Source organism: Porticoccus sp., assembly GCF_041592135.1.
Classification (GTDB): Bacteria; Pseudomonadota; Gammaproteobacteria; order Pseudomonadales; family Porticoccaceae; genus Porticoccus.
On record NZ_JBFHQR010000009.1, the window covers coordinates 18,604 to 36,083 of the forward strand.

General features: G+C 57.5%; 17 protein-coding genes. 8 read left to right on the plus strand and 9 right to left on the minus strand.

Annotation, left to right across the window (positions count from 1 at the left end; translation table 11 throughout):
- The first annotated feature begins 206 nt into the window (after positions 1-206).
- Positions 207-824 (plus strand): bifunctional phosphoserine phosphatase/homoserine phosphotransferase ThrH, encoded by a 618-nt coding sequence (thrH, locus tag ABY948_RS01900; protein WP_461480814.1) that lies wholly within the window; start codon positions 207-209, stop codon positions 822-824.
- A gap of 39 nt (positions 825-863) precedes the next feature.
- Here the strand turns inward: thrH and pabB are convergent, their stop codons facing one another.
- On the minus strand, positions 864-2,240 hold the full coding sequence (pabB, locus tag ABY948_RS01905) for an aminodeoxychorismate synthase component I (protein ID WP_461480815.1): 1,377 nt from the start codon (positions 2,238-2,240) through the stop codon (positions 864-866).
- A 168-nt stretch (positions 2,241-2,408) separates the two neighbouring features.
- On the opposite strand from pabB, the gene ABY948_RS01910 reads away from it, so the two are divergent.
- From ABY948_RS01910 to ABY948_RS01925, 4 genes are all read left to right on the plus strand, one after another.
- Positions 2,409-2,717 (plus strand): Rieske (2Fe-2S) protein, encoded by a 309-nt coding sequence (locus ABY948_RS01910; protein ID WP_461480816.1) that lies wholly within the window; start codon positions 2,409-2,411, stop codon positions 2,715-2,717.
- Between the two features lie 9 nt (positions 2,718-2,726).
- Positions 2,727-3,206 carry a ribonuclease E activity regulator RraA gene (gene rraA, locus ABY948_RS01915; RefSeq protein WP_461480817.1) on the plus strand — a complete coding sequence of 160 codons (480 nt, stop codon included), beginning with the start codon at positions 2,727-2,729 and terminating at the stop codon, positions 3,204-3,206.
- Positions 3,207-3,318: 112 nt separating this feature from the next.
- Entirely contained in the window at positions 3,319-3,867 is a 549-nt protein-coding gene (locus ABY948_RS01920; RefSeq protein WP_461480818.1) for a cytochrome b, read from the plus strand.
- Positions 3,868-3,960: 93 nt separating this feature from the next.
- On the plus strand, positions 3,961-4,284 hold the full coding sequence (locus ABY948_RS01925) for a c-type cytochrome (RefSeq protein ID WP_461480819.1): 324 nt from the start codon (positions 3,961-3,963) through the stop codon (positions 4,282-4,284).
- Between the two features lie 207 nt (positions 4,285-4,491).
- Here the strand turns inward: ABY948_RS01925 and ABY948_RS01930 are convergent, their stop codons facing one another.
- Positions 4,492-6,084 (minus strand): isocitrate lyase, encoded by a 1,593-nt coding sequence (locus tag ABY948_RS01930; protein ID WP_461480820.1) that lies wholly within the window; start codon positions 6,082-6,084, stop codon positions 4,492-4,494.
- A 107-nt stretch (positions 6,085-6,191) separates the two neighbouring features.
- Here ABY948_RS01930 and ABY948_RS01935 point away from each other — a divergent pair, with 107 nt between their 5' ends.
- The gene (locus ABY948_RS01935) at positions 6,192-7,130 is read left to right on the plus strand and encodes a LysR family transcriptional regulator (RefSeq protein ID WP_461480821.1); all 939 of its coding nucleotides are present in this window, start codon (positions 6,192-6,194) and stop codon (positions 7,128-7,130) included.
- A gap of 113 nt (positions 7,131-7,243) precedes the next feature.
- Complete coding sequence (locus ABY948_RS01940) at positions 7,244-9,409, plus strand: malate synthase G (RefSeq protein WP_461480822.1); 2,166 nt, start codon at positions 7,244-7,246, stop codon at positions 9,407-9,409.
- Positions 9,410-9,485: 76 nt separating this feature from the next.
- Here the strand turns inward: ABY948_RS01940 and ABY948_RS01945 are convergent, their stop codons facing one another.
- Positions 9,486-10,457 carry a GNAT family N-acetyltransferase gene (locus ABY948_RS01945; RefSeq protein ID WP_461480823.1) on the minus strand — a complete coding sequence of 324 codons (972 nt, stop codon included), beginning with the start codon at positions 10,455-10,457 and terminating at the stop codon, positions 9,486-9,488.
- 67 nt (positions 10,458-10,524) lie between these two features.
- Between ABY948_RS01945 and ggt the strand changes: the two genes are divergently transcribed.
- Positions 10,525-12,279, plus strand: a complete 1,755-nt coding sequence (gene ggt, locus ABY948_RS01950; RefSeq protein ID WP_461480824.1) for a gamma-glutamyltransferase — start codon at positions 10,525-10,527, stop codon at positions 12,277-12,279.
- A 19-nt stretch (positions 12,280-12,298) separates the two neighbouring features.
- On the opposite strand, the gene ABY948_RS01955 is transcribed toward ggt, so the two are convergent.
- From ABY948_RS01955 to ABY948_RS01980, 6 genes are all read right to left on the minus strand, one after another.
- A complete protein-coding gene (locus tag ABY948_RS01955; RefSeq protein WP_461480825.1) occupies positions 12,299-13,231 on the minus strand; it encodes a cupin domain-containing protein in 933 nt (310 codons plus the stop codon).
- Between the two features lie 19 nt (positions 13,232-13,250).
- Positions 13,251-14,618 carry an adenylosuccinate lyase gene (gene purB, locus ABY948_RS01960; RefSeq protein WP_461480826.1) on the minus strand — a complete coding sequence of 456 codons (1,368 nt, stop codon included), beginning with the start codon at positions 14,616-14,618 and terminating at the stop codon, positions 13,251-13,253.
- A gap of 92 nt (positions 14,619-14,710) precedes the next feature.
- On the minus strand, positions 14,711-15,343 hold the full coding sequence (hflD, locus tag ABY948_RS01965; protein WP_461480827.1) for a high frequency lysogenization protein HflD: 633 nt from the start codon (positions 15,341-15,343) through the stop codon (positions 14,711-14,713).
- Positions 15,340-16,440 (minus strand): tRNA 2-thiouridine(34) synthase MnmA, encoded by a 1,101-nt coding sequence (gene mnmA, locus ABY948_RS01970; RefSeq protein WP_461480828.1) that lies wholly within the window; start codon positions 16,438-16,440, stop codon positions 15,340-15,342. Before mnmA ends, hflD begins: the two co-directional genes overlap by 4 nt.
- 13 nt (positions 16,441-16,453) lie before the next feature.
- A complete protein-coding gene (locus tag ABY948_RS01975) occupies positions 16,454-16,900 on the minus strand; it encodes an NUDIX hydrolase (RefSeq protein ID WP_461480829.1) in 447 nt (148 codons plus the stop codon).
- On the minus strand, positions 16,893-17,480 hold a 588-nt coding region (locus tag ABY948_RS01980), incomplete at its 5' end, for a pseudouridine synthase (protein WP_461480830.1). The genes ABY948_RS01980 and ABY948_RS01975, both read right to left, overlap by 8 nt.

The following is a 17,480-nucleotide window of genomic DNA, read 5'->3' on the forward strand; positions in this document are numbered from 1 at the left end:
GGTTCGCTCGTATCCTCGGTAAATGGGTCTGAGTGTCGTTGAGGCCGGGGATGATACCAAAGCCTTAACTAAAGGAAAAATAATCAGAAAATATAATCCACATCAATACGGCTATTAGTGGTGCGGGGGGCGGCTTTGTTGCGCAGTTGCGGTGAAATGGTTAGAGTGGCGCGGTTTTTCTGGCCCTGTGTTGAGAGGATATTGCTGTGGAAATCGCCTGTTTGGACCTAGAAGGTGTATTGATTCCGGAAATCTGGATTGCCTTTGCCGAGAAAACCGGTATCGAAGCGCTGAAGCGGACCACCCGAGATGAGCCAGATTACGATGTTCTGATGCGCTATCGCCTTGATATTCTTGATAAACACGGCCTTGGCTTGAAGGAAATTCAGGAAGTAATCTCCACGCTTTCACCGCTGGAAGGCGCCCGCGAGTTTGTCGACTGGCTGCGTGAACGCTTCCAGGTGGTGATCCTGTCGGATACCTTCTATGAATTTGCGCTGCCGCTGATGCGCCAGCTCGGTTACCCAACACTGCTCTGCCACAAGCTGGAAACGGACGGCGATGGCCGGGTGGTGAATTACCGGCTGCGCCAGGCCAATCCCAAGCGCCAGGCCGTGGTCGGCTTCAAGAGCATGTATTACCGCACCATCGCGACCGGCGATTCCTATAACGACACCACCATGCTGGCGGAAGCGGACGCGGGTATCCTGTTCCATGCGCCGCAGAACGTGATCGACGAGTTCCCACAGTTCCCGGCGGTACACACCTATGAAGATTTGAAGCAGGAATTTATCAGGGCCAGTGTGCGCGACCTGAGCCTGTAACAGCCCTTCGTCGGCACAGATGTCAGTAACGCGCGGTGCTCAGTCGCCGCGCGGGTGTATCAATACCCGAATCTTGTCCAGTGTTTCCTGGAATTCGCTGTCCGCCACCGAGTCGGCCACGATCCCGCCACCACCCCAGCAGTGCAGTTTGTCGCCATCCGCCAGCAGGGTGCGGATGGCGATATTGGTGTCCATGCGCCCGGTGTCGCTGATATAGCCGATGCTGCCGCAGTACAGTGAACGGCGGCAACTCTCCAACTCCTCGATGATTTCCATGGCGCGCTTCTTGGGCGCACCGGTAATGGAGCCACCGGGAAAGCAGCCGCGCAGCAGTGTTAGCGCCGTCTCGTCGGTGCGCAGTTTGCCGGTGACCGTACTGACCAGGTGGTGGACATTGGGAAAGCTCTCCAGTGCGAACAGCTTGGGTACGCGGATCGAACCCGGTTCGCAGGTTTTGCCGAGGTCATTGCGCAGCAGATCGACAATCATCAGGTTTTCCGCCCGGTTCTTGGCGCTGTTGAGCAGCTCGATGGCGTTTTGCTGGTCTTCCTCCACGGTGGTGCCGCGCCGGGCGGTGCCCTTGATCGGCTTGCTTTCAACCTGTCCCATGGAGAGTTTCAGGAACCGCTCCGGCGACAGGCTAAGCGCCGCCTGGTCAGACTCGCCCCAGTGGTAATAGCAACTGTAGGGGGAGGGCAGCACCCGGCGCAGCTGCCGGTAGAGGGTCCAGCTGTCACCGTCGAAGGCCGCTGAAAAGTGCCGTGCCAGATTGACCTGGTAACAGTCGCCCTGGCCGATGTAGTCCTTGATCCTGGCGACCGCCGCCAGGTAGTCCTGTTTGGCCATGGAAGGGTTGAAGGCGTATTCACCGCTGTAGCCCGGCTCGGGTATTTGCTCGGGGGCATTTTTCAGTCGCTTCAGTATCTCTGCGCGCAACACCGGCGAGCAGTGATTGCGAAAACAGAGCCAGCTCTTTTGCGAGGAATGGTTGAGTACCAGTGCCCAGCTGTAATGCCCCAGCCGCATATCGGGCAGGCCGTCCACTTTTGGCAGCCGGTCCGGCAGTATTTCTATGCGGCGACCGAGGTCGTAACCGAAATAACCGGCCAAGCCTCCCACGAAGGGATAACCGCTGAAACCGGTTTCGGTCAGCCCGCTGGAGGCCAGCAGTTCCTGGGCGAGTTGGAAAGGGTCGTCATCCGTCGTTTTGGCCGCACTGCGGGTGATGATGCGGGTGCTCAGCCCGCGGGTTTCCAGCACCGTATCTGGTTGGGCGGTGATGATGTCGAAACGCCCGGACAAACTGCGCGGTTTGCCGCTGTCGAGCCAGATGGCGTCCGGCAGGTCGCGAACCGTCTCAAACAGGGATTCGGCATCGGGACGGTAGGGAAAATCGAGAATAGCCACCTGAGACATGGGCGCTAGTCTAAGGGAGTGGTGGTCAATTTCACAGGCCATTTCGCCCTGTTAAGGTTATTTTAAGGCGCCTGTGTTCCACTACTTCCCGTGACAATTTTGCTGTCGTGCACCGTTGCGGTGCCACTGCTAACATGGCAATCTCCTGTCAATATGAGCTTCTATCCTTTGGAATCTAGCGCCCTGCTCAAAGAGGGCTATTTGCGGCGCTTTAAGGTGGCCGGGCGCGACCTGTTGCTGGTTCAGAGTGCGGGCGTCACCCGGCTGATCGAAAACCGCTGCCCCCATGATGGTTCCCCCCTGGCCAAGGGGCGCTTGTTGCAAGGTTGCCTGCGTTGCCCCAAGCACGGTATTAGTTTTCTCCTTGATAGTGGTCAACCTCTTGGCGGAGATGTCGTTTCAGAGGTGGGTCCGCTGATTTCGTTCGAGTTGCTGGAGCAGGATGGGCGGCTCGGTATCAGTATTGATGATGTATGAGGCATAGTCATGAGTTTTTCTACCCCTGATCTCTGTGATGACAACCCGGAACGGGTGCGCGTGCTGGAGCCGATGCTGGCGAACTTTGGCGGTCGCGACTGTTTTGGCGGCGAGATCGTCACCATCAAGTGTCATGAAGATAACTCCCTGGTGAAAGAACATGCCGGCAAACCCGGCCGGGGCAAGGTGCTGGTGGTTGACGGCGGCGGTTCCCTGCGCCGGGCCCTACTGGGGGACATGATCGCGGAAAACGCGGTCAAGAATGGCTGGGAAGGGTTGATTATCTACGGCTGTGTGCGCGATGTGGATGCCCTGGCGGAACTGGACCTCGGGGTGCAGGCGCTCGCCAGTATCCCCCTGAAGACGGACAAGCGCGGTATCGGTGACCTGAATGTCCCGGTGACCTTTGGCGGGGTGACCTTCAATCCGGGGGAGTTTGTCTATGCAGATAACAACGGTGTTGTGGTTTCTTCTGCTTCGCTGCTGTAGCCACTGGTGTCGGGTGTAAATTGCTCAAACCACGACTGCCAGCAGTAGGTTTAGGTCGCCTTTCTCTGTGATTAATTGCTGTGTTATCAACGAGTAATAAAGGAATTATTATATGAGCCTGAAGAATACCGCAGAACGTTATGGGTCGCTGTCCATCGCTATGCACTGGTTGATGTTACTGTTACTGGTTGCGGTCTACGCCTGCATTGAGCTGCGGGAGTTTTATCCCAAGGGCAGTGATCCTCGAAATGCCCTGAAGGCCTGGCACTTTACCCTCGGTTTGAGTGTGTTCTTGCTGGTGTGGCTGCGCCTGTTACTCAAGTTGACCCAGGCCACACCCACTATCGTGCCGCAGCCGGTTAACTGGCAGATGTGGTTGGCCAAAACGGTGCATCTGGCCCTGTATGCCCTGATGTTCGGGATGCCGGTACTGGGCTGGCTGATACTGAGCGGAGAGGGCAAGGAGATCCCTTTTTACGGCTTGACCCTGCCGCCATTAATGAGCGAAAACAAGGATATGGCCAAGTTTATCAAAGAACTCCATGAGATTGGCGGCACGCTGGGCTATTTCCTGGTGGGCATTCACGCCGTGGCGGCACTGTTCCACCACTACCTGATCAAGGACAACACCCTGTTGCGTATAATTCCCCGGAAAAGGTAGCGAGCGACGGAATGTGCTAACGTTTAGGCCATCAAAGTGTGTCGGGTAACGCATTCGAATAACAATCATCAGCTCTGAGTGAAGGAAACAATGATGGACAGTTCCCGGTTTATCCTCGCCATCGCTGCTTCGGCGGTACTGGCAGGTTGTGGCGATAAAGGTGCCATTGAAGACCCCTCAATTGCGGTGGGGGAAAAACTGTTTCAGGAGAACTGCGCCGAATGCCATCCGCGCACGGGTCGCAGTGATTACCTGGAGCGGATACCGGCTACCCTGTTGACCCGCAAGTCGCAAAATGAATTGATGGAATGGATCAGGGGCTCGGACAAGCACCGTGAAATGCCAGCCTTCGATCACTTGAGCGACGAAGAGCGAGCTTCTCTGGCCAACTATCTGGAAAGCCAGATTCTCAAATAAACATCGAGCGATGACGGCGCCCGGTTACTTCCCCGGCTTCAGCCTTGCCCCGTCGTGCTGTGGGAACCCTTCAAATTGCCAGATCAGGCAGTTAGATATTGTCTGCCGTTGTACTTTCTGCTTTTGCTGAACATAAAAAAAGGGAGCTGTTTCCAGCTCCCTGAAGGGTACTCTATAGGGGATATAGAGTGAAACCAAAGTGAATTACTAGAACTGATTCATGGTGTTGTCTTTACCACCGGCTTTCAGGGCAGCTTCACCAGCGAAGTATTCTTTATGGTTGTCACCGATGTCGGAGCCAGCCATGTTCTGGTGTTTCACACAGGCAATACCCTGGCGAATTTCCTGACGCTGAACGCCCTTAACGTAGGCCAGCATGCCTTCGTCTGCAAAGTAACCTTTTGCCAGATTGTCAGTAGACAGCGCAGCAGTGTGGTAAGTCGGCAGGGTGATCAGGTGGTGGAAGATGCCGGCTTCGCGTGAGGCATCGCGCTGGAAGGTGCGGATGCGCTCATCAGCAGCCAGAGCCAGCTCCGTTGCATCGTACTCTTCGCTCATCAGCTTGGCGCGATCGTAGGCGGAGACGTCTTTGCCTTCTTCCTGCCATGCGTCGAATACTTGCTGACGGAAGTTCAGGGTCCAGTTGAAGGACGGGCTGTTGTTGTAAACCAGCTTGGCATTCGGCACTGCTTCGCGGATGCGGTTGACCATTTCAGCGATCTGGCCAACGTGGGGCTTCTCGGTTTCGATCCACAGCAGGTCGGCACCGTTTTGCAGGCTGGTGATACAGTCCAGGACCACGCGGTCAACACCGGTGTCTTTCTTGAACTGGAACAGGCCGGAAGCGAGACGCTTGGGCTTCAGCAATTTGCCGTTGGCCTTGATGACAACGTCGCCGTTCTGAATGTCAGAAGCGCTTTCAACGTAGTCGCCGTCGAGGAAGGCGTTGTAGAGGTCGCCCAGGTCGCCCGGCTCGTTGGTGACAGCAATTTGCTTGGTCAGGCCGGCACCCAGGGAGTCGGTGCGGGCAACGATCACGCCATCGTCTACACCCAGCTCCAGGAACGCGTAACGTACGGCGTTAATTTTCGCCAGGAAGTCGGAGTGGGGTACGGTCACTTTACCGTCCTGGTGACCACATTGTTTCTCGTCGGAAACCTGGTTTTCAATTTGAATACAACAGGCACCGGCTTCGATCATGCGCTTGGCCAGCAGGTAAGTCGCTTCGGGGTTACCGAAACCGGCGTCGATATCGGCAACAATCGGCACCACGTGGGTTTCAAAGTTGTCGATTTTGGCTTGAATTTCGGCTGCCTTGGCTTTGTCGCCGGCGGCGCGTGCCGCATCCAGGTCGGTGAAGAGCAGGTCCAGTTCGCGGGCATCAGCCTGGCGCAGGAAGGTGTACAGCTCTTCGATCAGAGAAGAAACCGCTGTTTTTTCGTGCATGGACTGATCGGGCAGAGGACCGAAATCAGAGCGCAGGGCGGCAACCATCCAGCCGGACAGGTACAGGTAGCGCTTGCTGGTGGTCTGCAGGTGCTTTTTGATGGAGATCATTTTTTGCTGACCGATAAAGCCGTGCCAGCAACCCAGGGACTGTGTGTACTGGGCGCTATCGGCATCGTAGGCAGCCATGTCTTCACGCATGATCTTGGCGGTGTATTTGGCGATGTCCAGACCGGTGCGAAAACGGTTCTGGAGGCGCATACGAGCCGCGGATTCAGGGTCGATAGCACTCCATGTGCTGTTTGCATTGCATACCGATGCAATAGCATCAATCTCTTTTGAATAGTTTGACATGATCAGTCCTTCCAGATTGAGAATAGAAAACGGGTTGAACGAAACGAATTCTAGCCACCACCCCAAAATTTAGCTAATCTATAGACATTATTTCCGGTATTTTTGATATGAATATACGTAGTGTCGATTTGAATCTGCTGGTTTACCTGGATGTCTTGTTGAAGGAGCGAAATGTCACCCGGGCCGCGGAAAACCTCGGTATCAGCCAGCCGGCCATGAGCAATGGCCTGCGGCGCTTACGGGATCTGTTCAACGACCCGCTGTTGGTGCGCACCAGCGATGGCATGACGCCTACCGAGCGCGCCGAACAGCTGCAACCGGTGGTTCGCGAAGTATTGGCGTCGATCGAGAAGGCTGTCGAACCCCGGCGCGAATTCAACGCTGCCGAGGCGGATCGGGTGTTCCGGATATCGGTCAGTGATTACACTGAATCAACCCTGTTGCCACATTTGCTGCGCCGCCTGCGTTCCGAGGCACCGAACATTACCCTCGATATTCTGACTCCCAGTGATATCAGCTACCAGGACGTGGAGCAGGGCAATGTCGATCTGGTCATCAATCGCTTTGATATGTTGCCGCAGTCATTTCACCAAATGACCATCTGGCGGGACTCCTTTTCCTGTCTGTTGAGCAACCACAACCCCATTCGCAATGACTTCACCCTCGATACTTACCTGGAAACGGGCCATGTCTGGGTCAGCAAAACCGGCATGGGCATTGGTGTGGGCATGGAGCCAAGTGCCGTGCAGCGTCTCGGCTGGGTTGATGAAGCCCTTGCCAAACTGGGTAAAAAGCGCCGTATACGGGTATTCACCCGCCACTATCAGGCGGCCATGCGCCTTGCCGAATTGCACGACCTGGTCATCACCCTGCCCACCAAGGCGGCGATGCTGCTGCGGGACAACCCCAATGTGGCCATTTTGCCGCCGCCCTTTGACATCCCGGAAATTGAACTGATCATGGCCTGGAGCCCCCTGTTACAGCACAACCCGGCCCACCAGTGGATGCGCCGCCTGATTGCGGATGTGGCGCGGACGCTGGAGTAGCGACAAGTTATTCGTCAAAGAAATAGCGGACATAATATTCATAAAATTGATTAATCTCGGTCCGGTTACCTACAATCCATGTCTTTCTGACTGTATAACCACAGGGCTCAATCATGACTGAACGTGTTCAAGTGAGTGGACTTCAGGTCGCTCGTTCCATTTATGATCTCGTAAACCAGGACATCATTCCCGGAACTGGCGTTGATGTGGCGGCCTTCTGGCAGTCTTTTGCTGCCATCGTCAGTGATTTTGCCCCGAAAAATCGCCAGCTCCTGGAGAAGCGTGACGCGCTGCAGGCCCAGATCGACAACTGGCACCGCCAGCGTGCCGGACAGCTCCACAACCACTCTGAGTACAAGGCGTTCCTGCAGGCCATCGGCTACCTGGTACCCGAGGGCGGCGATTTCGCCATCACCACTGCCAATGTCGACCCGGAAATTGCCCAGCAGGCCGGCCCGCAGCTGGTGGTGCCGGTGATGAATGCCCGCTTTGCCCTGAATGCCGCCAACTCACGTTGGGGCAGTCTTTATGACGCCCTTTATGGCACAGACGTATTGCCGGAAACCGGTGGCGCGGAAAAAACCGCTGCCTACAATCCGGTACGCGGCGCGCTGGTGATCGAGTACGCGCGCAACCTGCTGGATGAGTCGGCACCATTGGCGGGTCGTTCACACAAAGAAGCCACCCAGTACAGCGTGGTCGCCGGTCAGCTGCAAGTCACACTTGGCGACGGCGGCCAGGTTGGACTGGCTGACCCCGCACAATTGGCTGGTTACCAGGGTAGCGCTGAAGACCCCACTGCCATATTGTTTAAAAACAATAACTTGCATATGGAAGTTCAATTTGAACGCAACAGTGTAATCGGTGCCACTGATGGTGCTGGCATCAAGGATATTCTGATGGAAGCGGCCCTGACCACCATTATGGACTGCGAGGATTCCGTCGCCGCCGTGGATGCGGAAGACAAGGCGCTGGTCTACAGCAACTGGCTGGGCCTGATGAAGGGCGATCTGGAAGAAACCCTGGAAAAGGGTGGCAAAACCATCGTCCGCCGCATGAACCCCGACCGCGAATACACCACTGCGGACGGCGGTTCCCTGGTGCTGCCCGGTCGCAGCCTGCTGTTTGTGCGCAATGTTGGCCATCTGATGACCAACCCGGCCATTCTCGATAGCGAAGGCAGCGAAGTGCCGGAAGGCATCATGGATGCCATGATCACCAGCCTGATCGCCATTCACGACCTGAAGGGCAATAGTTCTGTCCGCAACAGCAAAACCGGCAGTGTTTACATTGTTAAACCGAAAATGCACGGTCCCGAAGAGGTTGCCTTCACCAACAGCCTGTTCAGCGCGGTGGAAGAGGGATTGGGTCTGGCGCGCAATACCATCAAGGTCGGGATTATGGATGAGGAGCGCCGTACCTCCGTGAACCTGAAAGAGTGTATTCGCGCCGCCAGTGAGCGGGTGGTGTTCATCAACACCGGCTTCCTCGATCGCACCGGTGACGAAATCCATACCAGCATGGAAGCCGGTCCGTTTGCCCCGAAAGGCAAATTGAAAACCCTGAAGTGGATCAGCGCCTATGAGGATCAAAACGTCGATGTGGGCCTGGCCTGTGGCCTGAAAGGGCGCGCCCAGATCGGCAAGGGCATGTGGCCGATCCCCGACAATATGGCGGACATGATGGTGGCCAAGATCGGTCATCCCAAAGCCGGTGCCAACACCGCCTGGGTACCTTCTCCCACGGCAGCCACACTGCACGCCATTCACTATCATCAGGTGGATGTGTTTGCCTTGCAGAATGAATTGGCCAACCGTGCGCCGGCCAGCGTCGACGACATTCTGACCATCCCGCTGCTGGAAGGTGAGTTGACGGCAGAAGAAATCCAGAAAGAGCTGGACAACAATGCCCAGGGCATTCTCGGCTACGTGGTGCGCTGGGTGGAGCAGGGCGTCGGCTGTTCCAAGGTGCCGGACATCAACAATGTCGGCCTGATGGAAGACCGTGCCACCCTGCGGATTTCCAGCCAGCACATCGCCAACTGGCTGCGCCACGGTATTTGCAGCGAAGCACAGGTGCTGGAAACCATGAAGCGCATGGCGAAAATTGTAGATGGCCAAAACGCCGGCGATCCGGCCTATCGCAACATGGCGCCCGATTTTGACAACAGCGTGGCATTTGCCGCGGCCTATGACCTGGTCGTCAAGGGTTGCTCACAACCGAGTGGTTACACCGAGCCGCTGTTGCACGCCTACCGCCAGAAGGCAAAGTTGCAGTAACCGTTACAGCGGTTTCAGTACTAAAAAAACCGGGGTTCAACACCCCGGTTTTTTTATGGCGAAACGTTGCCAGAGGCTAGATGTGCAGGCGCCGCAACTCCGGGTCCAGCTCGCTCTGCTCCCACATTTTGTCGAACTCCTCGACCAGCTCCACCGACTCCAGCGGTGCGTGGGGTACCACATAGCCGACAAAACGCTCCGGCTCCTGTTTGTAGAGAATACCGGTGCGGTCCACCAGTAAAAATTCGGTATGCAGCGTCTCTTCCCTGATTTCCAGTTTGCGCATCTGGATGCGACTCGGCAGGCGCAGGCAGAGTTCATGTAACTGGTTGGTGTTGTGCACCACCTGGGCAATGTCCTTGACCAGAATTTTGACCCGGGCCAGCGGATGACTGGTGGCAAACGCATAGATGGCATCGCAGAAACTGCCGTTGCTGTAGATGCCCGGTTCCAGTCGCAATGAAAAGATACGAATTTCCCGCTGGGCGCGATTGACCAGCATCACCGCCTGCTCACGAAAGGCCTCAACGCCGTCTATGGCCTGTCGCTGGCGCTCTTCATCGGAGATTTCCCGCAGCAGCGGTTTCGGTGAATTGTCCATAAAGCGATGGAGGTTGAGCGTCATGGCCCGGTGCGGGATACCGGCATCCAGGTAGGCATCCCCCTCGGCAATAAAGCCAAAGCCTTCGTAGAAGGGGACTGCGTGCACCTGGGCGCTCAGGATCAACTGCTCCATGCCCTCGCGAATGGCATAGCGAACCATGTTGCGCATCAGCGAAGAACCCACCCCGCGCTGCCGGTAGGGCTTTAGCACGGCCATGCGGCCAATCTGGCCATTCGGCAGCATGCGTGCGGTTGCCATGGCCACATTGCGTGGACCATAGGCGATCCAGTGCATCGCCTTTGGGTCCAGTTCATCGACTTCCTCTGCCACCGGAACACCCTGTTCCGCGACAAACACCTCGTGACGAATGGCTTTTAACTGTTCACTGGCCGTCTGCCAGCTGACTTCTTCCACCTCGATGGGAAAATAGTCGACGCTTTCCATCAATTGCCCCCTTATTTTTGTAGCCCAATCACTAGAGCGGCTCAATGTGGTGATGGATGTTAAGATTATGGTCGATTCCCTGCGGAGTGTTGATGTGAAACAGGCTTTTATCAAGTTGCTGTTTCTGGTGTTGCTGCTGCCAGCCGGTCTGACGGGTGCAGCTGAACCGGCCATTATTGACCAGAATGCCCGTTTTCATCCGGTGCTGTCCAGCACCGGCATGGTGGTTTCCCAGGAAACATTGGCCAGTGCTGTTGGCGCAGGGATTTTGAAACAGGGTGGCAACGCCATCGATGCTGCGGTGGCGACCGGTTTTGCATTGGCTGTCACATTGCCCCAGGCGGGCAATATCGGCGGCGGCGGCTTCATGTTGCTGCACCTGGCGAAAGGGGATCGCACCCTGGCCATTGACTACCGCGAGATGGCACCTGCGGCGGCAGACAGGGATATGTTTATCGATGAGCATGGCGATGTAGATGCTGACTTGTCCCGTTTCAGCCATCTCTCCGCGGGCGTACCCGGTACCGTGGCGGGACTGGTTCATGTGCAGAAGGCCTACGGCACCCTGTCTCTTGAACAGGTGCTGGCACCGGCGATTGAGTTGGCGGAGCAGGGCTTTGTCGTCAGCGATACCCTGGCCTATTCACTGAGCCGTGCTGAGGGCCGCTTGCGCGCTGATCCCGCTTCGGCGGGTTACTTTTTTAACACGGATGGCAGCATGCTGCAGCGCGGTGATCGCTGGCGTCAGCCAGATCTGGCTAACACGCTGAAACGAATCTCCGCACAAGGTGTTGAGGGCTTCTATCGGGGCGAAACCGCGGCGTTGATTGTCGCGGAAATGGCGCGCCAGCGCGGGCTGATCACACTGAACGACCTGGCCAATTATCGCGTGGTCGAGCGAGCCCCTATACTCGGGCACTACCGCGGCTACACCATCGCCTCCATGCCGCCGCCGTCTTCCGGCGGTGTGCACCTGGTGCAGATGCTGAACATCCTTGAAGACTGGGATCTGGCATCCCTCGGCCTCAACAGTGCCGACTACCTGCACCGTTTGACGGAAACCATGCGGCGCGCCTACGCCGATCGCAGCCGCTACCTGGGCGACCCGGATTTCTTCCCGGTGCCGGTGGCTAAACTCACCGATAAGTCCTACGCAGTACAACTGCGCGACAGCATCGATTTGAATACCGCCAGCCGCTCGGTGGATATCCGCCCGGCCTTATCGCTGCAGGCAGAAAGCCCCCAGACGACCCATTTTTCGGTGTGGGATAAGTGGGGCAACGTGGTCAGCAACACCTATACCCTGAATTTCTCCTACGGCAGTGGCATTGCCGTGGCGGGGGCGGGGTTCCTGCTCAACAACGAAATGGACGATTTCTCGGCCAAACCGGGTGTGCCCAACGCCTATGGGTTGCTGGGGGGCGAGGCCAATGCCATTGCGGGCGGCAAACGGCCGCTGTCTTCGATGACCCCGACCCTTGTCTTCAAAGCGGGCAAGCCGGTGATGGCCACCGGTAGCCCGGGCGGCAGTACCATCATTACGGTGGTGTTGCAGAATATTCTCAATGTCATCGATTTCGATATGAATATCGCGGAAGCTGCGGCGGCGCCGCGTATCCACCACCAATGGCTGCCGGACCAAGTGCAATATGAATCGGGTATCAGCCTGGATACACTGAACCTGTTGCGCCAGATGGGGCATCGGGTCGCCGAGACGCCCCGGGTGCTCGGCAAAGTGCAGGCCATTGTGGCGGAGGAGGGCGTTCAGCATGGCGCGAGCGACAACCGCTGGCCGGGAGGCGCCGCCGTCGCGGCGGAGTAGGGTCGCCGGGGGCGGGCTTTCAGTCCGCCAGATCGCCGTTGAGGTAGTGCTGGCCGGCGATGCTGGCGCGGCGCTGCTCTTCCAGTTCCGCAGCCAATTCTGGGTATTTTGGCGATGTCATATAGCGGGCAAACCAGTCGGCCAGCAGAGTCTTGTCATTGGCCAGTTGCCGCAACATGCCCTGCACCTGCTCGATAAACAGCGGGTCGATTTCTTCCCCCGCCATCTTTGGCAGCAGGGGTGGGTCGCGGTAATAACTGGTGTTGCCCTGGGCCATCAGCTCGGTGGCGAGGTCGCCGAGCATGTCCGCCAGGGTGGGGGCGCGGAAGCCCACGGAATAGGTCAGGCAATGGTTTTCGGCAATCCCCCAGTGGGCGATCCGGGGCGGCAGATACAGCATGTCGCCGGGATGTAATACCCATTCGTCGGTTTGCTCGAAGTCGCGCAGGATGCGCAGCGCCGAGCCATCCAGCTGGGGAGTGTGCTGGTCGCACAGGCCGCCAACCTGCCAGCGCCGCCGACCCTCTGCCTGAAGCAGAAACACATCGTAGTAATCGAAGTGGGGGCCGACACTGCCTCCCTGCGGCGCATAGCTGACCATGATGTCATCCAGCCGCCAGGGGGGCAGGAAGTTAAAGTGCTTTAACAGTGCCTTGACCTCAGGAACCCAGAGATCCACGGCCTGAACCAGCAGTGTCCAGTGACTTTCCGGCAGTTGTTGGAAAATATCTTCTTCGAATGGCCCTGTGTGCAATTCCCAGGGGCCGCTCGTGCCTTGTTCGAGAACGATACGCGATTCGACATCCTCCTCAAGGGAGAGGCCGGCGAGTTCGTCGGCGCTTATCGGAGAAATAAACCCGGGCAGGGCATTGCGGATCAGCAGCGGTTGCTGCTGCCAGTAGTCGGCGAGGAATTCCTCGGCGGACAACTCACCAAGAATGGCTGCTGACATCAGCGATGGACCGCGCAGGTCAGACAGCCCGGGCCTGGGCAGTGGCGTTACCGATGTAGCTGGCCGGCGTCAGTGCGCGCAGTTCGGCTTTGGCATCCTCGGGAATATCGAGGGTGTCGATAAACGTCTGGATGATGTCCTTGGTGATCGCCTGACCGCGGGTCAGCGCCTTGAGCTTTTCGTAGGGCTCCGGAATGCTGTAGCGGCGCATCACGGTTTGTACCGGTTCCGCCAGCACTTCCCAAGCACTGTCGAGATCATCCGCCAGGCGCTGCTCATTCAGTTCCAGTTTGCCGATACCCTTCAGGCAGGACTGGTAAGCGATCAGGCTGTAGCCGAAACCGACGCCCATATTGCGCAGCACCGTGGAGTCGGTGAGATCTCGCTGCCAGCGAGAGATGGGCAGTTTCTGTGCCAAATGGCCAAACACGGCATTGGCGATACCCAGGTTGCCCTCGGCGTTTTCGAAGTCGATGGGGTTGACCTTGTGGGGCATGGTGGAGGAACCCACTTCGCCGGCCACGGTTTTCTGCTTGAAGTAGCCCAGCGAAATGTAACCCCAGATATCCCGGTTGAAGTCGATCAGGATGGTGTTGAGCCGGGCAATGGCATCGAACAGTTCGGCGATGTAGTCGTGGGGCTCAATCTGGGTGGTATAGGGGTTCCAGTCCAGCCCCAGGCCGGTGATAAACGTCTCGGCATTGGCGGCCCAGTCGATCTCCGGATAGGCGGAGAGATGGGCATTGTAGTTGCCCACGGCACCGTTGATCTTGCCCAGCAGTTCCACCACAGCGATCTGCTCAATCTGGCGATTGAGGCGATAGGCAACATTGGCCAGTTCCTTGCCCACAGTGGTGGGAGATGCGGTTTGGCCGTGGGTGCGGGCGAGCATGGGTACCGCCGCATACTGGTGGGCCAGCGCCGTGATCTGTCGGGCAATTTCCCGCACCTCGGGCAGCAGCACCTGATCGCGACCTTCCTTCAGCATCAGCGCGTGGGATAGGTTGTTGATGTCCTCAGAGGTGCAGGCAAAATGCACAAATTCGCTGACGGCGCCCAGCTCGGAATGCTTGGCAATATGCTCCTTGATGAAATATTCCACCGCCTTGACGTCGTGGTTGGTGGTGCGCTCGATCTCTTTGATGCGCGCCGCGTCCGTTTCACTGAAGTTGCTCACCAGCTCATCGAGTACCGCATTGGCTGCCGGGGAGAGCGGTGCCAGTTCAACAATGGCGGGGTGAGCGGCCAGTTGTTGCAGCCAGCGCACTTCCACCAGGACGCGATATTTGATCAGGCCAAACTCACTGAAAGCCGAGCGAAGGGCGATGGTTTTACTGCCGTAGCGGCCATCGATGGGGGAAATTGCGGTCAGGCTGGATAGGTTCATTGGCAACGTCTTGAATCGGGTGAAGAAAGGCGCGAATTCTAACCGAATTCGCCGGTTTTTTCAGGTAAAAAATGGCCGCATGGGCCTCGCGGCTAGAGTGCAGTTTGTAGGTCGCGCAACTGCTGCAGCAGACGCTGGCGATTAAAGAGCAAGTGGCGGCGGCGACCGCCCAGCTGGTGCCAGAGAATCGCAGCGCGAATGCCGGCGAATAGCAGGCAGCGGATGCGCTGGGCGATGTTGTCCTGTTGCAGGTAACCGGCGTAGCCGTTGACCTGAATGCGGTAGCGAAACGTGCTGATGCTGTCCTGGTAGATCTGGGCCAGGTTGGCAATGACGTTGGCGTGACTGGAAGAGCCAAAATGTTCGGCCTGCTTCGCGGCCTGTTGCAGGCGCTCGCCGATCAAGTTCAGCATGCTCTTGTTGCGGCGCAACTTGTTGGCCAGATAGATAACCCCCACTACATAGCGCAGGGTGTCGGACTTTTGGGTCTGCGAGCGCAGGGTGATCAGTTCCTGCATGGATTCGATGCCCAGTTGCAGGTTTGACAGGGAACCAAACACGGCCTCGGTGCTGGGTGGGTTCTGTTGGAACAGGCTTTCAATGCACACGCTAAAGCGATCCGAGGGCACCGAGCCGGTTTTCGCCAGGGTTTCCACCAGTTGGCAGGCCTGGAAAATTCCCGCCAGGGCAATGACCTGTTCGCGGCTAGGCTCGCTGAAAATCACCTTGCGCCCTCCACCCAGGTGTGGTCGATGACGCCGCCGCCAAGGCAAACTTCGCCATCGTAGAAAACCACCGATTGTCCGGGGGTTACAGCCCGCTGGGGACTATCAAATCGCACCAGATAGCCATCGGGCATTTTTGTCACGGTGCAGAGCTGATCCGGCTGCCGATAGCGGGTTTTGGCGGCACAGCGGAATTCCGTTGCGGCGGGTTCGCCGTTAATCCAGTGCACCTGGGGCGCCTTGAGACAGTCGGTAAAGAGAAGGGGGTGGTCGGTGCCCTGGGCGGCAATCAGTACATTGCGCTGCAGATCTTTGCCGACCACATACCAGGGCTCCTCGCCGGCATCTTTCATTCCGCCGATACCCAGGCCCTGGCGCTGGCCGAGGGTGTGGTACATCAGTCCCTGGTGCTGGCCGATAATGTTTCCTTCCGGGGTCTCAATGTTGCCGGGTCGGGCGGGCAGGTACTGTTCCAGAAAGTCCTTGAAACGGCGTTCACCGATAAAGCAGATGCCGGTGGAGTCTTTCTTCTTGGCGGTGGCGAGGCCATGCTGCTCGGCGATGGCGCGCACCTGGGGTTTTTCCATTTCACCGATGGGAAACAGCGAGCGCTGAAATGCCGCCTCGTCGACGGCGTGCAGGAAGTAGCTCTGGTCCTTGTTGTTATCCAGCCCCTTCAGCAGGTAAGTCTGGCCATCGCGATCCTGGCGGCGCACGTAATGTCCGGTGGCGATGAAATCGGCACCGAGGATCTGTGCATATTCCAGGAATACCTTGAATTTGATTTCCCGGTTGCAGAGGATGTCCGGGTTGGGGGTGCGGCCGGCGCGGTACTCCTCAAGAAAGTACGCAAACACATTATCCCAGTACTCGGCGGCAAAGTTGGCGGTATGCAGGGCAATGCCCAGCTTGTCGGCCACCAGCTGGGCGTCGGCCATATCCTGGCGGGCGGTGCAGTACTCGGTACCATCGTCCTCGTCCCAGTTTTTCATGAACAGTCCCTCCACGACGTAGCCCTGCTGTTGCAGTAACAACGCAGTGACGGAGGAGTCGACGCCGCCGGACATGCCGACAATAACTTTAATGGAGCTGTTCATAGGGGAGCGGATTCTACCGGGGTGTTTTCAGTATATCCAATGGATAAAGCTGGCCGCGACGATACGCATCGATGGCGTCCAGCACCATCGGGCTGCGTAATTGATACGCCTTTTGTAGTATTTCTTCATAATCGAGCCATACAGCTTCTTCAATATCGGGATCGAGCCGGGCAGCGGTATCCTGCTCAACGGCCTTTGCCGCCAGGGCGATGCGGTAATAGGTGATACCGTTCTGTGTGGCGGTATAGGTGGTAAAGCTGATCAAGGCAGTTGGTTTGACGTGCCAGCCAGTTTCCTCAAGGGTTTCCCTTATTGCCGCCTCAAGCGGGGTTTCTCCTGGCTCGACATGGCCGGCGGGCTGGTTTAGCACTTCGCGGCCATCGCAGATTTCCCGCACCAGCAAGAATCTGTTCCGATCTTCAATCACCGTTGCGACCGTTAAATGAATGCGCTCAGGCATGTCTACTCCCGCGGGGGCGCTTTACTGCATGGGGCTTGGTCGCGGGCGTTGGCAGGTTGACTGTCTGCCAGCGGGATTCTCCCGGTTTGAGACCATCGATCCGCCAGGGGCCTATCGCCACGCGAATCAGCCGCAGGGTAGGGAAGCCCACTGCCGCAGTCATGCGCCGAACCTGACGGTTGCGACCTTCACTGATTTGCAGTTCAACCCAGCTGGTGGGCAGGTGCTTGCGCTCGCGAATAGGGGGCTGGCGTGGCCAGACGGGCGGTTCTGCAATGCGTTTGACCTGGGCTTTACGAGTGGGGCCATCCTTGAGCTCGACCCCCGAGGATAATCTGCGGATCGCATCATCGGAGATATCACCCTCCAGCTGTGCCCAGTAGGTTTTCGCCATTTTGTGTTTGGGGTCACTGATTCTAGCCTGTAATGGGCCGTTGTCAGTGAGCAGCAGCAGTCCCTCGGAGTCGTGGTCGAGCCGACCAGCAGGGTATACAGCCTGCTGTTTGATGAATCGGCCCAGCCCGGGATGCCCGTCATGATCGGAGAACTGGCTGAGCACCCCGTAGGGCTTGTTGAACAG

Coding starts and splice junctions, on each gene's coding strand:
- pabB (WP_461480815.1), bottom strand. CDS start 2,240: ATGTCTCAGGTGGCTATTCTCGATTTTCCCTACCGTCCCGATGCCGAA.
- rraA (WP_461480817.1), top strand. CDS start 2,727: ATGAGTTTTTCTACCCCTGATCTCTGTGATGACAACCCGGAACGGGTG.
- ABY948_RS01920 (WP_461480818.1), top strand. CDS start 3,319: ATGAGCCTGAAGAATACCGCAGAACGTTATGGGTCGCTGTCCATCGCT.
- ABY948_RS01925 (WP_461480819.1), top strand. CDS start 3,961: ATGGACAGTTCCCGGTTTATCCTCGCCATCGCTGCTTCGGCGGTACTG.
- ABY948_RS01930 (WP_461480820.1), bottom strand. CDS start 6,084: ATGTCAAACTATTCAAAAGAGATTGATGCTATTGCATCGGTATGCAAT.
- ABY948_RS01935 (WP_461480821.1), top strand. CDS start 6,192: ATGAATATACGTAGTGTCGATTTGAATCTGCTGGTTTACCTGGATGTC.
- ABY948_RS01940 (WP_461480822.1), top strand. CDS start 7,244: ATGACTGAACGTGTTCAAGTGAGTGGACTTCAGGTCGCTCGTTCCATT.
- ABY948_RS01945 (WP_461480823.1), bottom strand. CDS start 10,457: ATGGAAAGCGTCGACTATTTTCCCATCGAGGTGGAAGAAGTCAGCTGG.
- ggt (WP_461480824.1), top strand. CDS start 10,525: ATGGTCGATTCCCTGCGGAGTGTTGATGTGAAACAGGCTTTTATCAAG.
- ABY948_RS01955 (WP_461480825.1), bottom strand. CDS start 13,231: ATGTCAGCAGCCATTCTTGGTGAGTTGTCCGCCGAGGAATTCCTCGCC.
- purB (WP_461480826.1), bottom strand. CDS start 14,618: ATGAACCTATCCAGCCTGACCGCAATTTCCCCCATCGATGGCCGCTAC.
- mnmA (WP_461480828.1), bottom strand. CDS start 16,440: ATGAACAGCTCCATTAAAGTTATTGTCGGCATGTCCGGCGGCGTCGAC.
- ABY948_RS01975 (WP_461480829.1), bottom strand. CDS start 16,900: ATGCCTGAGCGCATTCATTTAACGGTCGCAACGGTGATTGAAGATCGG.